Below are 23,302 nucleotides of genomic sequence, written 5' to 3'. Positions count from 1 at the left end.
TTTATTCGGTCCCTTCCTTTCGGGCGGCTGTCATTTTCAATATTTCTTCCCCGATGGCAGACAGGGGCAACTGCTGCTCAACGGCGCCAAGTTCATGGGCAACCCTTGGCATTCCGTAAACGACACAGGTTTTTTCGTTCTGGCCGAGTGTTCTGGCGCCGGCGTGGCGCATTTTCAACAATCCGGCGGCACCATCGCGGCCCATTCCGGTCAAAATCACACCGACGGCGTTGCGACCCGCCAACTCCGCGACCGAATCGAACAGCACGTCGACCGATGGCCGGTGACCGTTGACCGGCGCCCGGTCAACGAGACGGCAGCACGGCGCCGAGGCACTGCTGACCTGGAGATGGCGCTCGCCGCCGGGCGCCAGATAGATCTTGCCGATTTCGAGCCGGGCACCGTCGGTTGCTTCCTGCACCACCGGCGCACAGAGGCGGTTCAACCGTTCGGCGAAGCTCTTGGTAAAGGTCGGCGGCATATGCTGGGTGATGACCGTCGGCGGGCAATTGGCCGGAAACTTCTGCAGCACGGCGATCAGCGCCTCGACGCCGCCGGTCGACGAGCCGATCGCGACGATCTTGCGGCCGACGCGGAAATCGGCGACGGAGGGCGGGGGTGCTGCGGGGGCAACCGGATGGGAGAACTGGCGCTGCGTGCGCGCGGCAGCCTTGACCTTCTCGGCGAGGTCGCCGAAGGGCCGGAGTTCGCCCGGCCCCGGCTTGCCGACGCAGTCGAACGCACCGATCTCAAGTGCCGCAAGCGTCGCCTCGGCGCCGCGGTGGGTCATTGTCGAGACCATGATGACAGGCATCGGACGCAGCGTCATGATCTTTTCGAGGAAATCGAGACCGTTCATGTTCGGCATCTCGATGTCGAGCGTCACCACGTCGGGGTTCAGCCGCTTGATCGCCTCGCGCGCTTCCAGCGCGTCGCCGGCCTGGCCGATGACGTTGACCTCGGGGTCCGAACTCAAGACGGCGGTGATCAGACCCCGCATCGTCGGGGAGTCGTCAACAACGAGAACCCTTGCCGGCGCGCTCATGCCTTCCTCCCGAGACCTTTGGCCGTATAGCGATAGGTCGTGATGCCGATATTGTCGAAGACGTGTTTTGCCTCGCCCGACACACGCTCGGAATGGCCGATATAGAGATGCCCGCCCTCCGGCAGCAGGCCGGCGAAACGCTGCCAGATCTTCATCTGCGTCGGCTCGTCGAAATAGATGACGACGTTGCGGCAGAAGATGACGTCGAACTTGCCCTTGAACGGCCATTGCGCCATCAGGTTCAGCTCGTTGTAGGTGATCAGCCGCTTGACCCGGTCGTCGACCTGGAACTTCCTGCGGCCCTGGATCTCGACTTCGCTGAACCATTGCTTGCGCATGGCGGGCGAAACGGTTTCGAGCGCGCTTTCGTCATAGGCGCCGGCCCGGGCGATCGCCAGGATCTTCGGGTCGATGTCGGTTGCCAGGATCTTGAAGTCGTAATCGGCGACATTCGGCATCAGCGAGAGCACCGTGAGCGCGATCGAATAGGGTTCCTGCCCGTCGGAGGAAGCGGCCGACCAGATGCGCACCCTGCCGCCCGATCTCGCCCTTTGCAGAAGTTCCGGCAGGACATGGTCGCGCAGGTGGTCGAAATGATGGTTTTCGCGGAAGAAGCGGGTAAAATTGGTCGTCAGATGCGAGAGCATCTCGCGGCGCGGCGCAGCTCCCGCCGGCGAAGCGACGAGGTCGCAATATTCCCGGAAGCCGGACAGACCGAGATTACGGATATGTTTCGACAGGCGCGAATAGACGAGCGACGCCTTCGTCTCGTTGAGGAAGATGCCGGCATCCGAATAGATCATCGCGGCAATCTCCGTGAGGTCGCGGCGTGTCAGCGGATATTCACCGCTCGCCAGCACCTCGTCGGATCCCTGCCTCTGATCTTTTGCGCCCATTGCGTTCATGCGGCTTCGCTTTCGGTCTCGGGAAAGAGGGATTCGAGTTCGATCAGGCAGATCATGCGCTTGTCGATGGCAAGAATGCCGCGGGCAAATTGACGCTCGAGCTCGGAGGAGATCTCGGGCGTCGGCTGGACGGTCTCGTCGGTCACCGTCAGGATATCGGAGACGGCATCGACCAGCAGGCCGACGACCTTGCGCCGGACCTGGGCGACGATGATGACATGACGGGCAGTCGGATCGGCCGGCTTCATGCCAAGCCGGGCAGCAAGGTCGATGATCGGCAGCACCGCGCCGCGCAGGTTGATGACACCGAGCATATAGGCAGGCGAGTGCGGCATCGCGGTCGCCGGGGTCCAGCCCCGGATCTCACGAACCGACATGATGTTCACGCAAAATTCCTGATCCCCGATGCGGAACGCGATCAGCTCGCGATCCCCCTCGTTCAGATTTTTTACGGCGTACGACATTGCCTTACCCTACCGCTGCTAACGACATTTCCGCTTTGAGCGACTGGCCGCGCGAGGCGCCGACGACCGCGTCGACATCGAGGATGAGAGCGACGCGCCCGTCACCGAGAATGGTCGCGGCGGCAATGCCCGGCACATGGGTATAGTTCGCTTCCAGGCTCTTGATGACCACCTGGCGCTGACCCTGGATGGCGTCGACCATCAGGGCGCGCTGGCCGCCGCCTTCGGATTCCACCAGAAGCGCCACGCCCTCGACCGGGTTGGCCTGGGTGGCGCGGAAGTTCAGGATGCGACCGACATCGACCAGTGGGCAGAAGCTGTTGCGGATCGAGATCAGCCGGTGGTTTGCACCGAAGGAGTGGATCGCGGCCGCTTCCGGCTGCAGGGTTTCGACGATCGCAGTCAGCGGCACCACCAAGGTCTGGCCGGCGACGGTGACCACCATGCCGTCGAGGACGGCGAGCGTCAGCGGCAGGCTCATGGTGAAGACCGAGCCGTGGCCCGGCTTGGAGGTGATGTTGATACGGCCGCCGAGCGCCTGGATCGAACGCTTGACGACGTCCATGCCGACGCCACGGCCGGAGATGTCCGAGATCTTGTCGGCCGTCGAGAAGCCCGGCAGGAAGATCAGGTTGTCGATTTCTTCGTCCGACAGGTTGGAATCGGCCGGGATGAGGTCGTTGTCGATCGCCTTCTGGCGGACCTTCTCGCGGTTGATGCCGGCGCCGTCATCGGCAAGCTCGATCAGGATGCGTCCTGAACGATGCTTGGCGGTCAGGCGGACCGTGCCTTCGGTGTTCTTGCCGGCGGCTGCACGCTTTTCAGGCGTTTCGATGCCGTGGTCGACGGCATTGCGGATCATGTGGGTCAGCGGCTCGGCCAGCTTGTCGATGACCGTCTTGTCGACTTCGGTATTTTCACCTTCGGTGATGAGGCGGATCGATTTGCCGGTCATGTCGGCGATTTCGCGGACGATACGCGACATGCGCTGGAACACCGGCTTCACCGGCTGGGCGCGAATCGCCATGACCGAGTCCTGGATCTCGCGGGTGAGCTGCTGCAACTCCTCGAGACCCATGTTGATCGAGGAGGTACCGGTCGTGTCGTTCTCGATGACGCTCTGCGACAGCATCGCCTGGTTGATGACCAGTTCGCCGACGAGGTTGATGAGGCGGTCGACACGGTCGAGATCGACGCGGATCGTCTGGCCGGCGCCGGCGGCGGCGTTGTTCTGGGCGGCAGCACTTGCAGCGGCTGCTGCGGCGGCGGCCGATTCCTTCTTCTCGACACGGGCGGCGGCTGAAGCCATCTGCGTGACGTTGGAGGCGGTCTCGGCGGCGGCAACGGCGGCGGCCGTCTCCTCGGCCCTTGCGTTGGCGGCGGAAACTTCTTCCGTTGCGCCGCTCTCATCCAGGATCGACAGATCGAAGGGAACCGGCACCATCGGCAGTTCGTCGTTGCTGGTCGCGTCGGCCCTTGCTTCCTCGACCGGCTTCACCGTCAGTTCGCAATCCCACTCAGCAAATTCGAAGACGGTACGAATGGCGTCCTCGCCCTTGTCCGTCTTGATCGTGACGTTCCAGAAGAAATAAGCGCCTTCCGGATCGAGTTCCTCCAGGCCCGGCAGGTCGTCGGTATTGCAATAGATGGTCATTTCGCCGAGGCGCGAGAGGTCGCGCAGCAGCAACGTTGCATCATTGCCCTTGGAATAGAGTTCGTAGCGCGGCTTGAAGATGACTTCATAGGCCGGCATGCCGGAGTCCGCACCGCCCTCGCCGCCAAAATCGTCGAAGGAAAAGGGGACCGGCTGGAAGCCGCTGTCGTCGGTGGGCTTGACTGTCGGCGCCGCAGCGGCCGGAACGGCCTTGGCCACGGGCTTTGCTGCGCCCTTCGGGGCCGGCGCCTCGGCCAATGCCGAGGGAGATGGCAACTCACCGTTGGCCAGCGCCTCGAGCTCCTTGACCAGGCTTCGGCTGCGGCTTTCATCGACGCTGCCGCCGTCACGCGCAGCATTCGTCAGGTCGGCGAGCACGTCGGCCGACTTCAGCATCACCTTCAGGACGTCCTGGGTCGGCTCGAGCTTGTTGGATCGAACGCAATCGAGAGTGGTCTCGAAAACATGGGCGAAGGCGACCAGATCATCAAGGCCGAAGGCGCCGGCGCCACCCTTGATCGAATGCACGGCACGAAACACCGCATTGACGGTTTCCGGATCGCGATCGCCATCATTCAATTTCAGAAGACCGGATTCCAGCTCGGCGAGCTGTTCCTCGCACTCCTGGAAAAAGATCTCTTTGATTTCGTTCATATCCATCGGTGCAAATCCTGGGTTTAAGCGGTTACACGCTCAATGGCATCGATCAGTTTGGCCGGATCGAAAGGCTTGACGATCCAGCCCGTGGCACCGGCCTGGCGGGCGCGGTTCTTCTTTTCCGCGTCGCTTTCGGTGGTCAGGACCAGGATCGGGATCGCCCGATATTTTTCGTTGCGGCGGACACCTTCGATGAAGCCGAAACCATCGAGGCGCGGCATGTTGATGTCGGTCACGATGACGTCAGGATTGGACTCTTCGAGAATCTCGAGACCCTCGATGCCGTCTTCCGCCTGAATCGTCTCGAAGCCGGCATTGTTCAGCGTCACGAGAAGCATGTTTCGGATGGTGCGGGAATCATCCACGGTAAGAACTTTTTTCTTCATTGCCGAATCTCCTTGGCAAGCAGGTGATCAATATTGACGCCCGCCAGCTGCATGGTTTTCTGAAATGCGTCGGACACCTTGGAGAAGGTGAATGGCTGCTTGTCCTGCACCCAGGTCTTCTCGGCGGACATCAGAACCTGGGCACAAAGAGCACCGATCCGTTCGACGCCGGAAGCGTCTATTGACAGGCCGCTACCCCTGAGGGAGAGAAGTTTGTCGCGCAAGGCGGAAGCCTCGTTGAGGTCGAGCACCGCTGTCAAATCCAGCGTCTTGCCACTCTTCTTTGCTGCCATCAGCTTTTCCTTGTCCCCTTGTCCCCGGCCCGAGAAGACGAGCTGAGGCAATCATCCGATAGGTTAGTAAACATTCCGCCCACCTCCGACGCTTGCGAACGGCCGCGGAAGGCTAGAATCATCATTTTCGTATTCGTCTTCGGCCACAGCCGGACGAGCGGCGGCTTCGATGGCGCGCGGCGACGTCACACGAACCGGCGCCGGGCGTCCGGCATTGGCGTTTTCCCGGGCGATGCGGAATTCGCGAATCGTCTGACCGAGTTCGAGAATGACGGTATGAAGGTGGTCGGCGCCTTCGGCGGAACGCTCCACAAGGCCGGCGCTGTCCGCCACCTCGCTACCCAGGCCCTTGATGTCTGAAGTCACGATGTCGAGGCTTGCGGCATGTTCGCCGGTTCGGGTGGCGATGCCCGCGATGGCGGCATTGATGTCGGTGACCTGACGCACGATGCTGCCGATCGAATCCTGTGTGCGGCCGACCATCTGCACGCCTGCGTCGACCTGGGCCTTGGTCGTCGTCACCAGCGTCTTGATCTCGCGGGCGGCTTCGGCCGAGCGCTGGGCCAGCGCGCGGACCTCCTGGGCGACGACGGCAAAACCGCGGCCGGAATCGCCGGCGCGAGCGGCCTCGATGCCGGCGTTCAGCGCCAGAAGATTGGTCTGAAAGGCGATCTCGTCGATCGCGCCGATGATCTGGCCGATCTTTTCGGCTGACTGCTCGATGTCGGCCATGGCGCTGATCGCGCGGCCGACGACCTCGCCGCTTTGTTCGACGGCGGCGCGCGTCGAGGCGGCGGCCTGTTCGGCAGTGCGGCTGTCGGCAGCACCGTCGCGGACACTGCCGGCGATACCGGCAAGGGCAGCGGCAGAAAGCTGCAGCCGGTCGGCCTGGTCCGAAGCCGTGCCGGCGAACTGCCTGGACAGGCCGGCAAGCGAGCCTGTCGCCGCTTCGGCCTTGAGCGTGCGCTCGGTGATGGCGGTGAACTCGGCCTGGAGGCCATCCAATGCGCCGTTCAGCGCGGCGGCGATCGCGGCATGGGCTCCATCGACGGGCGCGCGCCGCGTCAAGTCGCGTGCCGACAGGCCTTCGATGACATCGCCGAAGATCCTGACGATCTCGGCCTCGTTATCGGCGCGCTGATCGGCAAGCGCGCGCTGTTCAGCGGCGCGCTGCGCGTTGAAGCGGAGCGAGACGGCGATTTCCACATCGACCATGACGATGCGGATGATCGCTGTCATCAGATCGGAGATTTCGCGGGTGCGACGCTTGGCGGACGGCAGCAACGATCGGCCGGCGATCTGCTCGGCGAGACCGGAAACAACATGCTCCAGCACGACGCCATGGCCAGCCACGTGCCAGCGCGGATCGAGGCCGATCTTGCTTTCGGTATCGGAGAGAACCTTGACGCGCTCGGCATAGAGACTGTCGAACCGCGCATCGGTCAGCACATCCCAGTGCGAGGACTGCAGATCATGCAGGCGCTCGACTTGGCGCTCGCTCTCGAAATTACGCGCGGCGTCGGGGAATGACTGGAACCTGTGGAAGAGATCTCTGAGACCTGCCTTCAAATGCGCTTCGAGGGCCGGTCGATTGCGGCGCACCAGCTCGCACTGGTCGGCATCGAGACCGACAAAGCGCAGGCGGTCGCGCAAGCTGCCTGCCTGCGCTCCACGAGCCTGATCTGATGGCATATCCTGCCTCAACGCCTGTCCCCGACCACATTCCGAGCGAAAGCCCGGCCAAAAACTTTTGCAGCATCCGTCGAAACGCAGGTCTGGAGACGGTCCTCACCAACCGGTTACAACCGGCGGATCGAAGCCCCTTGATCAGCTATGTTTCGGAGCTGTCTGAAGAGATGGATACCGGATCAACCCGGTACGGCGGGACGGCGTCATGCCTGGTGGGAACGAGTGAATCTTCCCATTCCGACGTGTAAACCAATGTTTATGGTTAATTCCTTGCTTGAAGGTTAATAAGCCTTTGGCAGCACCGGCTTTTGAAGCAATTCAAGGCCGTTCACAGCAAATACTGCTGCGGAGTTGCACGGCTGCTACAAGGCACACGCAAGCTCCGTGATATACGCCGGTCGATAACCAAGACATGACGTCGACAAGGACAGAGCAATGATTGTTCTCGGATTGGGTTCCTGCTTGATTGCAATGACGCTGCTCGCCGCCGTCGCCCGCCTCGATTTTCTCGCCGCAAACCGCGATATCCGCGCGCTTCGGGTGTTCTAAAACCCATCCATCCCCGTTGGCAGTCCGGCACCTTTGGTGTATCGCACTGGCGCCTTTCATGTCAGCGGAACACTCGCTTATGTCCCCCAGATCTGGTCTCCTCATCGTTCTTGGCTTCACGCTCTGGCGCGTCGTTACGCTGCATTTCGATCAGACGGACCTGTTCGTCGACGAGGCGCAGTACTGGTTCTGGGCGCAGAATCTCGATCTCGGCTATTATTCCAAACCGCCGATGATCGCTTGGGTGATCCGGGCGATGACCGAGCTTTCCGGCTCCAACGCCATCTACTGGATCAGGCTCTCCGGACCACTGATCCACATGGCGGCGGCACTGGTTCTGATGAAGGTTGCAAAGCGTTTCGTCGGCCCGGAGATCGAAGGGTGGACAGGCGCCACCTACATTACCCTCCCGGGCGTCGCACTTTCCTCGGTATTCTTCTCGACCGACGTGATCCTGCTGTTCTTCATCGCGATCAGCTTGTTTGCCTATTTCGGCTTGACGCAGCGTCGCTCGGTGGGGCTCGCGCTCGTCATGGGCCTCGGCGTCGGCCTCGCCTTCATGACGAAATACGCCGTGCTGTTCGTCGTTCCGGGCGGCGCGCTTGCTCTCCTCTTCATTCCGGCGGCGCGCATCGCCATCCGGGATTTCATCATTGCGGTCGCGATCGCGACGGTGGTTGCCTTGCCGAACCTTTGGTGGAACCTGCAGCACAATAATACGACGGTGCGGCATACGCAGGACATCGCCCACTGGAGCGAACTCGGCATCAATCTCCGTCGCGGGTTTGAATTCTTCTCCGCCCAATTCGGCGTCGTCGGGCCGATCATCTTCTTTGCGATGCTCTGGGCAGTCTATCGCATGATCAAGGGCAGGAGCGACGATCGGGAAAAGATGCTGGTCTGGCTGTCGATGCCGGTGGTGGTGCTGATCACGCTACAGGCAACGGTCGCCAAGGCCTATGCGAACTGGGCGGTGACCGCCTATATCGCCGGGACCATCCTTGCCGTCTGGCTGCTTTATCGGATGTGGCCGAGGGGCCTGAGACTGTCGCTCACCATCAACGGCATCGCCAGCCTGCTGTTTCCGCTGGCGACGGTCTTTCCGCAGCAGTTGCTGCTGCCGAACGGCGACGAACTGATGAAGCGCTATCTCGGCCGCGCCGAGGTCAGCCGCGAGGCCGCCGCACTCGCGGCTCAGGCCGGCACCGACATCATCGTCACCGACAATCGCGACATGGTCGCCGATCTTTTCTATACGCTGCGCGATGCATCCTACCGGATCTATGCGCGGGCGCCGGCCGGCCTTCCGGAGAGCTATTACGAACAGGAATTCGCTCTACCTGCCGACATCACCGGCAAAGTGCTTTTCCTGACGGATGGGTCCCTGACCTGCGCCGCGGAGACGCCCGAGGTTCTGAAGAACTGGCAGCCGACGGAGGGCTATTACAGGGGTAAGTCGCTCTCCGTCTACAGGGTCTCCGCCACCTGCCTGGCGCCCTGAGTCGATCGATTCCGATTTGAGGAATTATGCCGTGGACAGGCAGAGGCCGGTACCCGCCCCATCGATCTCGACGAATTGGACCCCGCCTTCCTCGAAGGCGAGGCGCAGCTGCGCCTCCGTCGCGCGGTGGATGTCGTGGAGGCGACCCTCATAATCGCGGATGGTGCTGCGCGAGACGGCGGCCCTGTCGGCAAGATCGGTCTGGGTCCAATCGAGCAATCCGCGCGCCGCGCGGCAGAGTGCGGGAGTGAGAATTGTTTCCCTTGCGCCTTGACCCATAATTTCAACTTACCCATATTGGTCGATATAGACCATATATGTCATATTACGAACGGGATTTCCAGATCGGGAGACAGCAATGCCACACGATACGCCCTTGATTTCGACAATCGTCGGCGGCCTCGTGCTGGCTTTCGTCTTCGGCGCGCTTGCCCATCGGCTGCGGATGCCGCCGCTCGTCGGTTATCTCATAGCCGGCGTGCTGGTCGGACCACACACGCCGGGTTATGTGGCGGATCAGAGCCTGGCGCCGGAACTTGCCGAAATCGGCGTCATCCTGCTGATGTTCGGCGTCGGCCTGCACTTTTCGCTGAAAGACCTGCTGTCGGTGCGCGGCATCGCCGTGCCAGGCGCGATCGCGCAGATCGCCTTCGCGACGCTGCTCGGCTGGGGGCTCGGCGCCTTCATGGGCTGGCCGACCGGCGGCAGCCTGGTCTTTGGCCTGGCGCTTTCGGTCGCTTCAACCGTGGTGCTGTTGAAAGCGCTGCAGGAGCGGCGCCTGGTCGAAACGGAGCGCGGCAGGATCGCCGTCGGCTGGCTGATCGTCGAGGATCTCGCCATGGTGCTGGCGCTGGTGCTCATCCCGGCCGCAGCCAGCATCGGCGGTGACGGTCACGCGCCTGTCGAGCCGCTCTCGGCCGGGCTGAACCGCCTGTTGGGCCTCGATCTCGGCATCGGCGGCATGATCGCCATGACGCTGGTGAAGGTCGCGCTGTTCGTGGCGCTGATGCTGGTCTTCGGCCGCAAGCTCATTCCATGGACGATGCACCGCATCGCCCATACCGGGTCGCGCGAGCTGTTCCGGCTCGGCGTACTGGCGATTGCGCTCGGCGTCGCTTTCGGAGCGGCAAAGCTCTTCGGCGTGTCGCTGGCGCTCGGCGCCTTCTTTGCCGGCATGGTGCTTGCAGAAAGCGAACTCAGCCATCGCGCCGCACAGGAAAGCCTGCCGCTGCGCGACGCCTTTGCCGTACTCTTCTTCGTCTCGGTCGGCATGCTGTTCGATCCGAACATCCTGATCGACAAGCCGCTGCCGATCCTCGCCACCATCTTCATCATCGTCATCGGCAAATCCGTCGCCGCCCTGCTGATCGTGCTCGCCTTCAAGAAGCCGCTTAGCACGGCGCTGACGATTTCGGCCAGCCTCGGCCAGATCGGCGAATTCTCCTTCATCCTCGCCGCCCTCGGCGTCGAACTCGGGCTGCTGCCGGAGGAAGGCCGCGATCTGATCCTTGCCGGCGCCATCATCTCGATCATCCTCAATCCGCTGCTGTTCTTCCTCTGCGACCGCGTGCGGCCGCTGCTGGACGGGGCAAAGCGGGAAGAGGTGGTGGCGGCCCCTCTCGCGGCAGCTGCGATCGCCGCCCAGGAGGAGGTTTTGCCCGAAGACGACGAGGTGCACCCGACCGCTCTCAGCGGCCACGCCATTCTCGTCGGCTACGGGCGGGTTGGCAGCATCGTCGGGCAGAATCTCAAATCGTCAGCCACACCTTTCCTCGTCATCGAGGATTCCGACAAGCGCATCGGCGAGCTGAAAGCTCAGGGTATCGAAACCCTGATGGGCAATGCGGTGATGCGGGAAACGCTCGACCTCGCCAACCTTTCCGCCGCCCGCAGCCTTGCCATCGCCATCCCGAACGCCTTCGAGGCCTGCCGCATCGCCGAGCAGGCGCGCAGCGTCAATCCGTCGATCCTCATCGTCGCCCGCGCCCATTCCGACGCCGAGGTCGATGAATTGAAGCACTATGGCGCCGACACCGTCATCATGGGCGAGCGTGAAATCGCGCTGGGTATGGTTGACCGGCTCGCCCAAGTGCATCATGAGAGTGTGCCCTATGAAGACGAGCGTGGGCCTGATACAATTATCCCGGCGGATGACGCTCCGCCGCAAAGAGAATGAGATTGGCGCGCTTTTGAGCCGATACGGGAGTGACATCGCCGGGACGGAGAAGATGGAGCTGGACCAGCACCGTCTGACCAACCGTGTCGCCGCTTCTCTCCTCGTCGCCATCCTTGCCTATCTCGGCCTGCTTTTCGGCGGCAATCTGGTCATCTCGCCGGCCGCTGCCGGCAATACGCTTTCCTCCTCCGGCCGTGATCCGCAACCGCCGCAGCTGACTGCGCGCGATGCCGTGCGCGGGTTGCTCGCCACCGAGCGCAAGCTTGCGCCGAAGCAGGCAGCTCATGATGCCGGATCGCCCGCCCTTGTCGCTGCCCCGGTTGTCGATTTCGCCGGATGGAACATATCGGCCGCTTTTCCGGCATCCGAAGCTCTGCTTCATGCCGTGGTCTCCAGGACCCATCAGCCGCGCGCACCGCCGGCTGCTGCCTGACGTTTGCGCCGAGGCGCTTCCGACATCTGACGACATGCCGCCAGCGCCCGAGCGCCGGCCCCCCGATTATCTAAGGAATACAACATGCGTACTTCACCATGGCTGGTGTTCACCTATACCGTGATCATCTTTCTCGGCCTATTGATCGCCCTGCCGAACGTCCTGCCGCAATCCGTCCTTCAGCGCGTGCCAGCATGGCTGCCGCATGAACAGGTGTCACTCGGCCTCGACCTTCGCGGCGGCTCGCATCTCGTTCTGGAAGTCGACGAAGCGGACCTGACCAAGGAGCGGCTGCAATCGCTGCTTCAGGACGCACGCCGCGTGCTGCGCGAAAAGGGCATCCAGCCGAAGGCCGTCGTCCGCAGCCAGAACCAGATCGTCGTGACGCTCGCCGATGCCGCGCAGAGCGATGCCGCCGTCACCGACCTCAAGACGCTCGCCAATCCGATCAGCACCGGCATCAGCGCCGGCCAGACGGATCTTGATGTCACCGCGAACGGCGCCACGATCACCATCGGCTTCTCGCCGGCCGGCATCTCGACCAATGTCGATAATGCCGTCCAGCAGAGCCTTGAAGTCATCCGTCAGCGCGTCGACCAGGTCGGCGTCTCCGAGCCGACCATCCAGCGCGTCGGCGCCAACCGCGTGCTCGTCCAGCTTCCGGGCGCCCAGGATCCGTCGCGCCTGCGCGAGCTTCTCGGCTCCACCGCCAAGATGTCGTTCCACATGCTGGCGCCGAACAACGAGGCGGGACCTGGCGTGACCATGCTGAAGGACGAGGAAGGCAGGTCCTATCCGGTCCTCGACCGCGTCGAAATCTCCGGCGACCGGCTTTCGGACGCCCGCGTCAGCTTCGATCCGAACACGCATGAGCCGGTCGTCAGCTTCCGCTTCGACAGCGCCGGCGCCACCCGCTTTGCCGAAATCACCCGTCAGAACGTCGGCAATCCGTTCGCCATCGTCCTCGACGACAAGGTGCTAAGCGCGCCTGTTATCCGCGAGCCGATCACCGGCGGTTCCGGCCAGATCTCTGGCAGCTTCTCGGCCGACAGCGCAACGACGCTTGCCGCCATGCTGCGCGCCGGCGCCCTGCCCGCCAAGCTGACGGTCATCGAGGAACGCACCGTCGGCGCCGACCTCGGCGCCGACGCCATCAAGATGGGTATTTATTCCGGCCTCGTCGGCTTTGCGCTCGTCGCACTGTTCATCTTCGTTCTCTATGGCACTTGGGGCGTTCTGGCGAATATCGCGCTCCTGATCCACACGATCCTGACCTTCTCGGCCCTGACGCTGGTGGGTGCGACGCTGACGCTGCCAGGCATTGCCGGTGTCGTGCTCGGCATCGGTCTTGCGGTCGACGCCAACGTTCTGATCAATGAGCGCATCCGAGAGGAAACACGCAAGGGCAAGAGTGCCTTCGCCGCCATCGATACCGGCTTCCGCCGTGCCTATTCGACCATCATCGACGGCAACATGACGGCCCTGATCGCTGCGGCCATCCTGTTTTATTTCGGCTCCGGGCCGGTTCGCGGCTTCGCCGTGACCATGGCGCTCGGCCTGATCATCTCGATGTTCACCTCGGTCGCCTTCGTGCGCGTCGCGATGATCGAGATCACCCGCCGCAGCAAGCTCAAGGTGCTGAACATCCGGCCGCTGATCCCGTTCAGCCCCTATGACAAGCACATTCAGTTCATGAAGGCGCGCTTCTTCGGGGTCACCGTTTCGGCGCTGCTTTCGATCGCTTCGGTCCTGCTGTTCATCCATCCGGGTCTGAACTACGGCGTCGATTTCCGCGGCGGCATCCAGATGTCCGTCAAGACCAGCGGCCCGGCCGATCTCGGCACATTTCGCGATGGCCTGAACACTCTCGGGCTCGGCGAAATCACATTGCAGTCCTTCGGCGACAAAAACAGCATTCTTGTGCGTGCCCAACGGCAGGAAGGCGGCGAAGAGGCGCAGACGGCAGCGGTGACCAAACTGAAGGCCGAAGTCGCCAAGATTGATCCGGGCGCCACCGTCGAAGGCACAGACGTCATCGGTCCGAAGGTCAGCGGCGAGCTTGCCTGGGCCGGCATCCTGTCGGTGGTGATCGCCAGCTTCGCGATGCTCATCTACATCTGGGTGCGGTTCGAATGGCCGTTTGCCGTCGGCGCCATCGTCACGCTGGTGCTCGACGTCACCAAGGCGATCGGCTTCTTCGCGATCACCGGCCTCGACTTCAACCTGACAGCCATCGCCGCCATCCTGACGCTCGTCGGATACTCAGTGAACGACAAGGTTGTCGTCTACGACCGCATGCGCGAAAACATGCGGCTCTATAAGTCGATGCCGTTGCGCGAGATCATCGACAAGTCGATCAACGAGACCCTGGCGCGAAGCCTCTACACCAATGCGACGGCCTTCCTCGCGCTGGTGCCGATGGCGATCTGGGGCGGCAGCGCCGTCTCAAGCTTCGCGATCCCGATGGTCTTCGGCATTCTCGTGGCCGGCGCCTCTTCGATCTTCATCGCGGCACCGATCCTGCTCTTCCTCGGCGACTGGCGCCGCCGCCATGCGAAGGCACCGGCAACCGACGGCGCAGTCGAAATCATCCCGCCGGAACAGGGTCGCCCGCGCAAGTCAGCGAGCTAAAATCCGCGTGTAAACGCATCTTGAAGAGGGCGCCGGTTGCAGAACCGGCGCCCTCTTTCTATTGTCGACCAAAGCGCGATGGCGAAAAATGTGAGCGTTTTCGGCATCATGCTCAACTTCAATAAGTTAGATCCGGATTCCGGTTTCGGAATTCTCCGCCAAAAGATCGGGGAAGCGCCAATGTCATCCAACCCGACGAGACCGCAGGAAACCAACGTTGCCGGCGATAGCGAGGAGCGCATCAAGCGTTTTCTCGCAACCGCCTCGCACGACCTGCAATCGCCGCTCCGTCATATCGCCATGTATGCCGAGCTGCTGCTCGACGATCTCGAGGAGACGCTGGACGGCGAACAGCTTCAGAGCCTCAGGATGATCATGGAAAAGGCGCAAGTCGCGCAGCGCCTCACCAAGGCATTGATGAGCCTTGCCGGCGGAACACCTCAGGTGACGCCTGAAGAGGTCGATCTGCAGGCGCTGGCCGAAAATGTCTGGGGCGAACTGACCGACGAGACGGCGACCCACGACGCGACGCTTGAGAGCCAAGGCCTGCCCTCCATCCGCACCGACCCTGCCCTGCTCGGCCTGGCGCTGAGGCATCTGCTGACCAATGCCCTCATCTATCGCAGCGAAGCGCCCCCGCATGTGGGCATTGCGGCGGAGCGAGAGGGGACCGATTGGTTGATCCGGATTTCCGACAATGGGATGGGCATCGATCCGGCTTATCGGGAGCGGATATTCGAGCCGTTCTGGAAATTGCCCAAGGAGGGAGCGGTCCAGGGCGCCGGTCTCGGATTGACGACGGCGCGGGAATTTCTAACAGCGCTTGGCGGCGATATCGGCCTTGAACATTCGGATGCAAGCGGCAGCCGCTTCGTCATCCGCCTTCCCATCGCTTGATCGTTAGATACTGTAGTCGTCCTTCCAAAAATCCGGGACGTCGTAGGTCACATATTCGCGGATGATGTGCTGCAGCGTCTGGGCATCGATTTCATCCTTGCCGATGCGGAAATCGACGCCGTAATTCGGGAATTCCTGGAAATAGCCGCCCGATATATCGGTCGAGACGACGCCGATCGGGCCGGTGTAACCGATGCCGCGCAATTCCGGTACCGTTTCGCGGAAATCGGCGTTCGGCAGGAGGCGGTTGTCGAGCAGGATCAGATCGAAACGCTCCAAGCGGATCTTTTCCAGGGCGTCACCGATCGATGGCGAATATTCAACCTCGACGGCCGGCTCGGAGAGATCGGCGATCTTCTTCTTGAGCGCACGGAATTCGATGAATTCGTCGTCGACAAAGAGAACTTTTACGGCGTTCCTTCGGCCCGTTTCGGTGATCATCTCATTTCCCCAATCCCGAAACCACCGTCACGAAACCAAACCATTCCTCAAGGCGATCGCCACCATGTGAACGCGGTTGACAGCGTCAAGTTTGCGTGCGGCCGCGGTGATGTGCGAATTGACCGTGTGTTCGGAAAGACCGAGAATGATGGCGATCTCAGCCGACGTCTTGCCTTCGCTCGTCCATTTGACAATTTCCTGCTCGCGCTGGGTCAGCCGTCCGGACATTTCCTGCGTCAAGATTTCCTCATAAAGCTTGTCGAAAATGCGCATGGCGTCGAGAAGCATGTCGGCGACTTCGCTCTGATCCGGCTCCTGGCGCTCGCCGCTGAGCACGAGGCAATAGCGCCGCCCTTCCGGCGTAAACAGCGGGATGAACAAAAAGACGCCACTCCGGAACTCGTTGAAAACGAGATCGGAGCGATAGTCTTCCGGCTGTGCGCTTCTGCCATGAACCGGGGTTGCCAGAAACTGGGCGGACTTTGCCCGGACGGTCCCCAGCGCTTCCTTCAACGTCGTGATGAAAAGGCCGACACGCCGCTCGGCGACATTGGTGATGACGACATCGCGTTCAGCGAAAGGGGCCGAAGCCTCGGAGATGCGGGCCAGCGCGAAATGATCGAAGTTGTAGTGCTGCGCCGCCGACTTCAGCAGCCGGAAAAAATCGGTGCGATTGATCGCCCGGCTCAGTTCCGGTCCGGCGTGAAAGGGAATTGCCGGGGCATTATTCATTCCCACTCTTCCTCTCCTCCCGCCAATACCTCCAATCCCGAAATCTTGGGATATACGTCTTTAACGCGAAGAGCTACAAAAATTGCGAGACGGTTGATGACGAATATCGAAAACGGGGACTTTCGATATCTAAGGCGGAAATCATCAATTATCTCAACGACAAGTGATGCACGGGCAGATTTTACTGAGGGCAGTAGTTCTTACCTGGGTATCGTATTCTTCCTGCATTCAACATCCATGAATGCGAGAAGGCAGTGCCAGACGTAAGCGCGAGAGAGCCGACAGGCCCATTCAGCTAAGGGGTTGGCTGATGTTCGTGGCGGCGAACGCGGGTTGATCGGTTCTCTCAACGCTTATTTTGCGTACCATTTCCTTCGCGTCGGTTGCATCTTGTGATGCGTCCTCGACCTTGTCAATTGCGGTTCGTCATATGGCTTGGACAAAGAATGGAGTATGGGTTACCGGGCGCTCGCCGTTTCCTACATCTCAAGATTGAGAAGAATCCTGGCGAGGTCAAGCGGCTTTTCCAGATAGGCATCGGCGCCGGCCTTAAGTGAGCGCGCACGATCCTCGGCAGCATCCGAGCCGCTGCAGACGGCAAGCCGCATCGCTTTGAAACGATCGTCCCGACGCAGCGTGCTCACCAAGGCAATGCCGCTGTCGAGCGGCATGTAGAGATCGGCGACCAGCAGCTCCGGCAGGGCCCAGCCTTCCGCCGCACGCTGTTCCAGCGCCGCCAGCGCCGTCTCGGCGGTCGAAAAACAGAATAGATCAACCTCTATCTGCTGCTTCCTGCGGATATAGTCGAGATAGAAGAGATCATCCCTGCTGTCATCGACGTAAATTATGGTAGGCATTCAGCACCATGATTTGGATATTGTTCGAATGAACTTCGCTGTCCTTCAACGTCACGATATCGCGGTTTCACGAAAATTCGATCCATCTTATCGAAAAATCATTTCGCAAAAAGCGCAGCACCGCCCTCCCCTGCCTATTGAGTATTCCTCGATTTCGGAAAAAATGGCCGCGCGAACCGAGGAGGACACGACGAGTGCAGGATAAGTCCAACGTGGACCTGCAGGACCAACGGAGGCGGTGGCGCTACCGTGGCTTCGCGATTGCGGTTGGCGGCCTGATGGTCCTGCTCGGAATGAGCGCCGTTGCCGGTTGGCTGCTGCAGATCACGGTGATCATTTCGCTCGTTCCCGGCTTTCCATCGATGGCCTTCAACACCGCGCTCTGCTTCGTGCTTTCCGGCGTGGGACTTGCCGCCTCGACGCTGGCTGTCCGTCGTTTTCGGATCGCGGCAACGATCATGGCAGGGTTTGCGGCGGCAATCGCCGCGGCCCGGCTCGTCGAAATCGCGACGCTCGGCCGGACCTTCCACAATGTCGACCTGCTGATCGCCCGCTTCGTCATCCCGCCCGATTTCATCGCGCAGATCGGCGGCGGCATGGGGCCGAACACGGCGTTGGTCTTCCTGATCGCCAATCTTTCGCTGCTGCTCTCTCTCCACGCGGTGAGGAAAAGCCAGGTGGTGCAGGAACTGACGAGCTACGTCGTCATCACCCTCGGCATGATCGCCCTGGCCAGCTATATCACCGATGCCGAACAGGGTTACCGCTGGGGGCCTTACGCGGCGATGGCGGTGCATACGGCGGTCGGCATCGTGATCTTCGGCTCGGGGCTTCTCGCCCGTTCCTGGTGGTTGCTGCCGGCAAACCGAGCGCAGATCCCGCTCTGGATCCCAGCTGCGGTTTGCTTCACCGGCCTTCTCGTCGATCTTTATACGCCGCTCGGTGTTGCGAACGGCATTCTCTATGTGCCGCTGGTGCTGACGGCGCTCTGGTTCGGTAACCGGAACGCGCCGCTTTTCTTCGCCTTTGCCTGCACCGTGCTGCTGATGCTCGGCTTTTTCGCCGTCAAGCACGACGAGGCAGCATTCTGGCAGGAGATCGCCAACCGCACGATCACGGCCGCGACGCTGTGGCTGATCGCGATCCTCATCTTTTATTTCATGCGCAACAATCACAACCTCGAAACCGAGCGGGTCCGTTTCGGCGCGCTGGTTCGCGGCACGCCCGATGCCGTCATCGTCATCGACGAGAGTGGAGCGATCAGGAGCTTCAACCCGGCGGCTGAAAGCATGTTTGGTTACTCCCCGCAGGAGACGATCGGCCGGAATATCAAGATGCTGATGCCCGAACCCTACCATTCCGAGCATGACGGCTATCTCGCCCATTACCGGCGGACCGGCGAGGAGCGTATCATCGGCAAGACGCGCATGGTCTCTGGACGGCGCAACAGCGGCATCGTCTTTCCGATCGACGTTTCCATCAGCGCCGTCGCCACCGGCGATACGAAGATCTTCGTCGGCATCGTGCGTGACATCAGCGAGCGCTCCCGGCAGGAAGAGCGGATGAAAACGACACTTGCCCAGCTCGAGGCCTATACGGCCGAACTCGAGCGCAGCAACCACGACCTCGACGAATTCGCCTATATTGCCTCGCATGATCTCAAGGAACCGCTGCGCGGCCTGCACAACCACTCGCGTTTTCTCCTCGAAGACTATGAGGACAAGCTCGACGACGATGGCGTGCGCCGACTGAACCGGCTGGTGCGCCTCAGCCAGCGCATGGAAAAACTCGTCAACGACCTGCTTTATTTCTCCCGGCTCGGACGGCAGCAGCTGGCGGTCAAACGCACCGATATCGGTCTGATCGTCAAGGATGTCGTTGCGACGATGGAACTCCTGCTGGAGGAGCGGCATGCCAAGGTCATTATCGACGGCCAGTTGCCTGATGTGGTCTGCGACGCGCCGCGGTTGACCGAGGTGTTCCGCAATCTCATCACCAATGCGATCAAATACAATGACAAGTCGGCACCGCTCGTTTCGATCGGCTATCTCGATCGGTTCGTAGGCGAGGACGGTACCGTTGCCCGCAACGTTTTTTTCGTCAGGGATAACGGCAAGGGCATACCCCAGGAATTCCATGAGGACATTTTTCGCATTTTCAAACGGCTGGAAAAGTCGCAGGATTCCGACGACGGAACCGGAGCAGGCCTCACCTTCGTCCGCAAGATCATCGCGCGGCACAACGGCGATATCTGGCTGGAATCCGAGGTCGGCGCCGGCACGACATTCTATTTTACTCTGGGAAAAAAGCGCGAGGGGCAGAATGCAGCAGCGTGACACGCAACCCATCCTGATCGTCGAGGACAGCGAAGACGATTTCGAAGCGACGATGCGCGCCTTCAAACGCACCAACCTGCGCAACTCGATCCGCTGGGCGGCCTCCGGCCAGGAAGCGCTCGACATGCTCGGCGCGATGGTGCCGAAACCGGGGCTGATCCTGCTTGATCTCAACATGCCGGGGCTTGACGGCCGCAAGACGCTGGAGGCGATCAAGTCGAACGCCGGCTGGCGCAAGATCCCGGTGGTGATCCTCACCACCTCCGACGACGAACGCGATATCGAAGGTTGCTATGCGCTCGGCGCCAATACCTATGTGCAGAAGCCGGTCGATCTCGACGGGCTCTTCGGGGCGATCCAGCGGCTGAAGGAATACTGGTTCGAAATCGCCATCCTGCCGCTTGAGGACTGACAGATTGGCGGAAAACTGCAGCATTCTCATCATCGACGACAATATCGACGATCGCGAGGCGTATCGCCGCATATTGGGCCGCGTCTCCAGTACCGCCTATTCCGTCCTGGAAGCGGAAACGGGTGAGGAGGGCCTTGCGCTGAACGGCCGGAAACGGCCGAACTGCATCCTGCTCGACTATTCGCTGCCGGGGCGCAATGGGCTCGGCGTTCTTGCCGATATCCTGGAGAACGATCCCGCCGCCAACGTCATCATGCTGACCGGCCAGGGCAACGAAACCGTTGCCGTCGAGGTGATGAAGAGCGGCGCGCGCGACTATCTGACGAAGGATTCGCTGTCGCCGGAAACACTGCATCGCTGCATCCAGAACGCCATCATGCACGGCATGCTGGAAGCACGGCTGGAGCAGAAGCGGCAATCGCTCGAGATCTTCACGCGCGCCATGGCCCATGATCTGAAGGAGCCGCTCCGGACGATCAAATCCTTCAGCCGCATCCTGCACGGTTCTGCAGCGCTTCCGGCTGAAGACCGGGAACTGCTCGATTACGTGCTCAGCGCCGCCGACCATATGGAAGATCTGATCGTCAAGGTGTCGGGTTTCACCAGACTCGAGGCCTCCGGCGGGCCAGTGCTGACGCCGGTCTCACTCTTTGATGTGCTCGATCAGGTGGAGAACAATCTGCGCCAGCAGACCGAAAGCCGCGGCGCCGTCATCATCCGCGGGGCGCTGCCGGAGGTTATGGGCGATGCGACGCTGCTGACCCAGCTGCTGCAGAATCTCGTGTCGAACGCCATCCGCTACTGCGAGCAGAAGGTTCCGGAGGTCACGATCTCGGGCGAAGCGCATGGCGATTTCTGTCGCCTCACCGTGCGTGACAACGGGCCGGGCATCGATCCTCAGCATCGCGAACTGATCTTCCAGCCATTCAAGCGCCTCGTCGGCCGCGGCATCGAGGGCACCGGGCTCGGCCTTGCCATCTGCCGCCGCATCGCACAGCTGCACGGCGGCTCGATCTGGTGCGAGGCGGAAAATGGGCCGGGCGCCACCTTCATTCTCGACGTGCCGCTCTCCGAGACGAGGCCCGCGCCGCCTGCTGTTTCGGCCATCCCGCACAGCAGCAAGCCGGCGGAGCAGCCAGGCGAAGGTGCAGGCCGGCTCGCCGAAGTGCTGCTAGTGGAGGACAGCCCGGCCGACATCCAGCTTCTGAAGATCAAGCTGATGCGGCGGGAGAAGGTGGATTTCCACCTGCATGTCGCCACCAACGGACGCGAGGCGATGCGGCTGCTCGAAGAACGCGCCGGTAGCGCCGATGTGCCGCAAATTGACCTGATGCTGCTCGACATCAACATGCCGATCATGGATGGCTTCGAGGTGCTGCGTGCGCTTTCCGCCGATATCCGCCTCAACCAGATTCCCGTCTGCATTCTCAGCACGTCAGGCGATGAGAGCGACCGACAGCGGGCCAGAAATCTCGGCGCGCGCGCCTATATGGTCAAGCCGCCGACCCTGCAGCAACTCGAAGAGGCACTCGAAGATGTCGAACATTTGGAGTTGCTGCAGCGCGGCGATTCGCTTGCGCTTTGTGCGGAACAAAACTAAGCGGTGGTCATTGGCAACGGTATGACCTTCGCAGCTCTCATACTCGCGCTCCTGACGACACCGCTTCAATCAGGACTGCTTCCGATGGTATCAGGTATACATCACGTGACGGCCGTCACCCGAAAGGTGCAGGCGAACGTGGACTTTTACGTCGGTTTTCTCGGCATGCGGCTCGTCAAGCAGACGGCCGGCTACGAGGACGCGACACAACTTCATCTCTTCTACGGCGACGCGGCAGGAACGCCGGGTTCGCTCCTCACCTTCCTCGCCTGGGAAGATGGCGCGCCAGGCCGGGCGGGCTTCGGCCAGATCAGTGAAATATCACTGTCGATCGACCCCGCCAGCATCGGCTACTGGCTGACGCGAGCCATGAGTTTCGGCCTGCGCTCGGAAGGGCCGGCCGCTGAATTCGGCGAGCCTGTGCTGCGGCTGAAGGATCCGGACAACATCATCCTCAAGCTCGCGGGCGCAAAGACCCTGGTGTCGCCGGCTGCCTGGGACCGCGCATCGATCCCGGTCGAACATGCCGTCCAGCGCGTGCGCGGGGTAACCATGCTGACCGAGAAGCCTGCCGAAAGCCGCAGCTTTCTCGAAAGCCATTTCGGTTACCGCTTGCAGGCGAGCCGCGGCACGATCGACAGGCTGATTTCGCAATCCGGCGACGTCATCGACGTGCGCGATGCGCGTGGCTTCTGGTCCGGCGCGCCGGGCACCGGCACGGTCGATCACGTCGCCTTCCGCGCCGCGGACGAGGAGACGCTGCTTTCCGTCCGCAAGGCACTCGAGGCGACCGACGCCTCGCCGACCAGCATGCACGACCGCAAGTATTTCCGCTCGCTCTATGCCCGCGAGCCCGGCGGCACGCTGATAGAACTGGCGACCGACAAGCCGGGCATGACCGTTGACGAACAGCAGGCCGCCCTTGGGTCGAAGCTGTTCGCGCCGCCCGAAGCGATCACCAATCTCCACGACCTGAAGGTCATGCTGCCGCAATTTGCCATGCCCGGCCAACCGCGCATCAATTACCGCGAATTGCCATTCGTCCATCGCTTCTATACGCCGCCGGACCCCGACGGCAGCGTCTTCGTGCTGCTGCACGGCTCCGGCGGCAATGAGACGACGCTGATGCCACTGTTGAACAAGGCGGCACCGCGTGCGACGCTGCTTGGCGTGCGCGGCCGCGCGACGGAGGAAGGCTTTCCGCGCTGGTACAAGCGCCTTACCCCCTTCTCCTTCGATCAGAACGACATCAAGACCGAGGCGGAGGCCTTCGCTGCCTTTATCGAGGGTGCCGTCAAATCCTACGGGCTCGATCCTCAGAAAGTCGTCTATGTCGGCTATTCCAATGGCGCCAACCTATTGAATTCGCTGCTCTACCTGCACCCGAACCTGGTTCACAAGGCAGTGCTGCTGCGCTCCATGCCGGTTCTCAGCGACTATCCGCATGCCGATCTCAAAGGCACCGACCTGCTCGTCATCAGCGGCAAGACCGATGCCTACGGCAAATATGCCAGCGAGTTGGAAGCGCGGCTGAAGAGTTCGGGCGCCACCGTCGATTCCGACGTCATTCCCGGCGGCCACGATCTCGGCGATGCCGACGTGCCGATCATCCAGAAATGGCTGCTGCAGGAGAATCGCTGAGCG

Annotated in this window: 20 protein-coding genes; 9 read left to right on the top strand and 11 right to left on the bottom strand. The window is 61.7% G+C overall.

What is annotated here, in order from left to right:
• Position 1: 1 nt before the first annotated feature.
• From cheB to HJB89_RS20330, 7 genes are all read right to left on the bottom strand, one after another.
• Complete coding sequence (gene cheB, locus HJB89_RS20360; protein ID WP_164006523.1) at positions 2 to 1,045, bottom strand: protein-glutamate O-methylesterase CheB; 1,044 nt, start codon at positions 1,043 to 1,045, stop codon at positions 2 to 4.
• Entirely contained in the window at positions 1,042 to 1,950 is a 909-nt protein-coding gene (gene cheR, locus HJB89_RS20355; RefSeq protein ID WP_207582916.1) for a protein-glutamate O-methyltransferase CheR, read from the bottom strand. The genes cheB and cheR overlap by 4 nt, the downstream gene beginning before the upstream one ends.
• On the bottom strand, positions 1,947 to 2,414 hold the full coding sequence (locus HJB89_RS20350; RefSeq protein ID WP_207582915.1) for a chemotaxis protein CheW: 468 nt from the start codon (positions 2,412 to 2,414) through the stop codon (positions 1,947 to 1,949). The genes cheR and HJB89_RS20350 overlap by 4 nt, the downstream gene beginning before the upstream one ends.
• 4 nt (positions 2,415 to 2,418) lie before the next feature.
• A complete protein-coding gene (locus HJB89_RS20345; RefSeq protein WP_207582914.1) occupies positions 2,419 to 4,728 on the bottom strand; it encodes a chemotaxis protein CheA in 2,310 nt (769 codons plus the stop codon).
• A 17-nt stretch (positions 4,729 to 4,745) separates the two neighbouring features.
• On the bottom strand, positions 4,746 to 5,111 hold the full coding sequence (cheY1, locus tag HJB89_RS20340; protein WP_017958972.1) for a chemotaxis response regulator CheY1: 366 nt from the start codon (positions 5,109 to 5,111) through the stop codon (positions 4,746 to 4,748).
• Positions 5,108 to 5,404 carry an STAS domain-containing protein gene (locus HJB89_RS20335; protein WP_207582913.1) on the bottom strand — a complete coding sequence of 99 codons (297 nt, stop codon included), beginning with the start codon at positions 5,402 to 5,404 and terminating at the stop codon, positions 5,108 to 5,110. Before HJB89_RS20335 ends, cheY1 begins: the two co-directional genes overlap by 4 nt.
• A gap of 63 nt (positions 5,405 to 5,467) precedes the next feature.
• Positions 5,468 to 7,096, bottom strand: a complete 1,629-nt coding sequence (locus HJB89_RS20330; protein ID WP_221150448.1) for a globin-coupled sensor protein — start codon at positions 7,094 to 7,096, stop codon at positions 5,468 to 5,470.
• Between the two features lie 625 nt (positions 7,097 to 7,721).
• Here HJB89_RS20330 and HJB89_RS20325 point away from each other — a divergent pair.
• Positions 7,722 to 9,143 (top strand): glycosyltransferase family 39 protein, encoded by a 1,422-nt coding sequence (locus HJB89_RS20325; RefSeq protein ID WP_221140301.1) that lies wholly within the window; start codon positions 7,722 to 7,724, stop codon positions 9,141 to 9,143.
• A 24-nt stretch (positions 9,144 to 9,167) separates the two neighbouring features.
• Here HJB89_RS20325 and HJB89_RS20320 read toward each other — a convergent pair whose 3' ends face one another.
• Positions 9,168 to 9,422, bottom strand: a complete 255-nt coding sequence (locus HJB89_RS20320) for a helix-turn-helix transcriptional regulator (RefSeq protein WP_221131270.1) — start codon at positions 9,420 to 9,422, stop codon at positions 9,168 to 9,170.
• Between the two features lie 79 nt (positions 9,423 to 9,501).
• Between HJB89_RS20320 and ybaL the strand changes: the two genes are divergently transcribed.
• The 4 genes from ybaL to HJB89_RS20300 all read left to right on the top strand — a co-directional run bounded on the left by ybaL (position 9,502) and on the right by HJB89_RS20300 (position 15,280).
• Positions 9,502 to 11,319: a YbaL family putative K(+) efflux transporter gene (gene ybaL, locus HJB89_RS20315; RefSeq protein WP_221140303.1), complete on the top strand. Its 1,818-nt coding sequence runs from the start codon at positions 9,502 to 9,504 to the stop codon at positions 11,317 to 11,319.
• A 52-nt stretch (positions 11,320 to 11,371) separates the two neighbouring features.
• Positions 11,372 to 11,752 (top strand): hypothetical protein, encoded by a 381-nt coding sequence (locus tag HJB89_RS20310; protein WP_221150447.1) that lies wholly within the window; start codon positions 11,372 to 11,374, stop codon positions 11,750 to 11,752.
• Positions 11,753 to 11,836: 84 nt separating this feature from the next.
• Complete coding sequence (secD, locus tag HJB89_RS20305) at positions 11,837 to 14,383, top strand: protein translocase subunit SecD (protein ID WP_207582907.1); 2,547 nt, start codon at positions 11,837 to 11,839, stop codon at positions 14,381 to 14,383.
• 180 nt (positions 14,384 to 14,563) lie between these two features.
• Positions 14,564 to 15,280, top strand: a complete 717-nt coding sequence (locus tag HJB89_RS20300) for an ATP-binding protein (RefSeq protein ID WP_221150446.1) — start codon at positions 14,564 to 14,566, stop codon at positions 15,278 to 15,280.
• A gap of 3 nt (positions 15,281 to 15,283) precedes the next feature.
• Here HJB89_RS20300 and HJB89_RS20295 read toward each other — a convergent pair whose 3' ends face one another.
• From HJB89_RS20295 to HJB89_RS20285, 3 genes are all read right to left on the bottom strand, one after another.
• Positions 15,284 to 15,721, bottom strand: a complete 438-nt coding sequence (locus HJB89_RS20295) for a response regulator (RefSeq protein WP_207582905.1) — start codon at positions 15,719 to 15,721, stop codon at positions 15,284 to 15,286.
• 27 nt (positions 15,722 to 15,748) lie between these two features.
• A complete protein-coding gene (locus tag HJB89_RS20290; RefSeq protein WP_207582904.1) occupies positions 15,749 to 16,453 on the bottom strand; it encodes a LuxR C-terminal-related transcriptional regulator in 705 nt (234 codons plus the stop codon).
• Positions 16,454 to 16,932: 479 nt separating this feature from the next.
• Positions 16,933 to 17,310 carry a response regulator gene (locus HJB89_RS20285; protein WP_221116097.1) on the bottom strand — a complete coding sequence of 126 codons (378 nt, stop codon included), beginning with the start codon at positions 17,308 to 17,310 and terminating at the stop codon, positions 16,933 to 16,935.
• A gap of 194 nt (positions 17,311 to 17,504) precedes the next feature.
• Between HJB89_RS20285 and HJB89_RS20280 the strand changes: the two genes are divergently transcribed.
• From HJB89_RS20280 to HJB89_RS20265, 4 genes are read left to right on the top strand one after another with little or no spacing between them, the layout of a single operon-like run.
• Entirely contained in the window at positions 17,505 to 19,646 is a 2,142-nt protein-coding gene (locus tag HJB89_RS20280) for a PAS domain-containing sensor histidine kinase (protein WP_207582902.1), read from the top strand.
• A complete protein-coding gene (locus HJB89_RS20275; RefSeq protein ID WP_007633372.1) occupies positions 19,633 to 20,058 on the top strand; it encodes a response regulator in 426 nt (141 codons plus the stop codon). The genes HJB89_RS20280 and HJB89_RS20275 overlap by 14 nt, the downstream gene beginning before the upstream one ends.
• Before the next feature lie 4 nt (positions 20,059 to 20,062).
• Entirely contained in the window at positions 20,063 to 21,658 is a 1,596-nt protein-coding gene (locus tag HJB89_RS20270) for a response regulator (RefSeq protein ID WP_221150445.1), read from the top strand.
• A 21-nt stretch (positions 21,659 to 21,679) separates the two neighbouring features.
• Complete coding sequence (locus tag HJB89_RS20265; RefSeq protein ID WP_221150444.1) at positions 21,680 to 23,299, top strand: VOC family protein; 1,620 nt, start codon at positions 21,680 to 21,682, stop codon at positions 23,297 to 23,299.
• Positions 23,300 to 23,302 lie beyond the last annotated feature (3 nt).

It is taken from the genome of Rhizobium sp. NZLR8 (genome assembly GCF_019685025.1).
In the GTDB taxonomy this organism is placed as follows: domain Bacteria; phylum Pseudomonadota; class Alphaproteobacteria; order Rhizobiales; family Rhizobiaceae; genus Rhizobium.
Note: the sequence above shows the minus strand (reverse complement) of the source record. Positions and strands in the feature narration are given on the sequence as shown.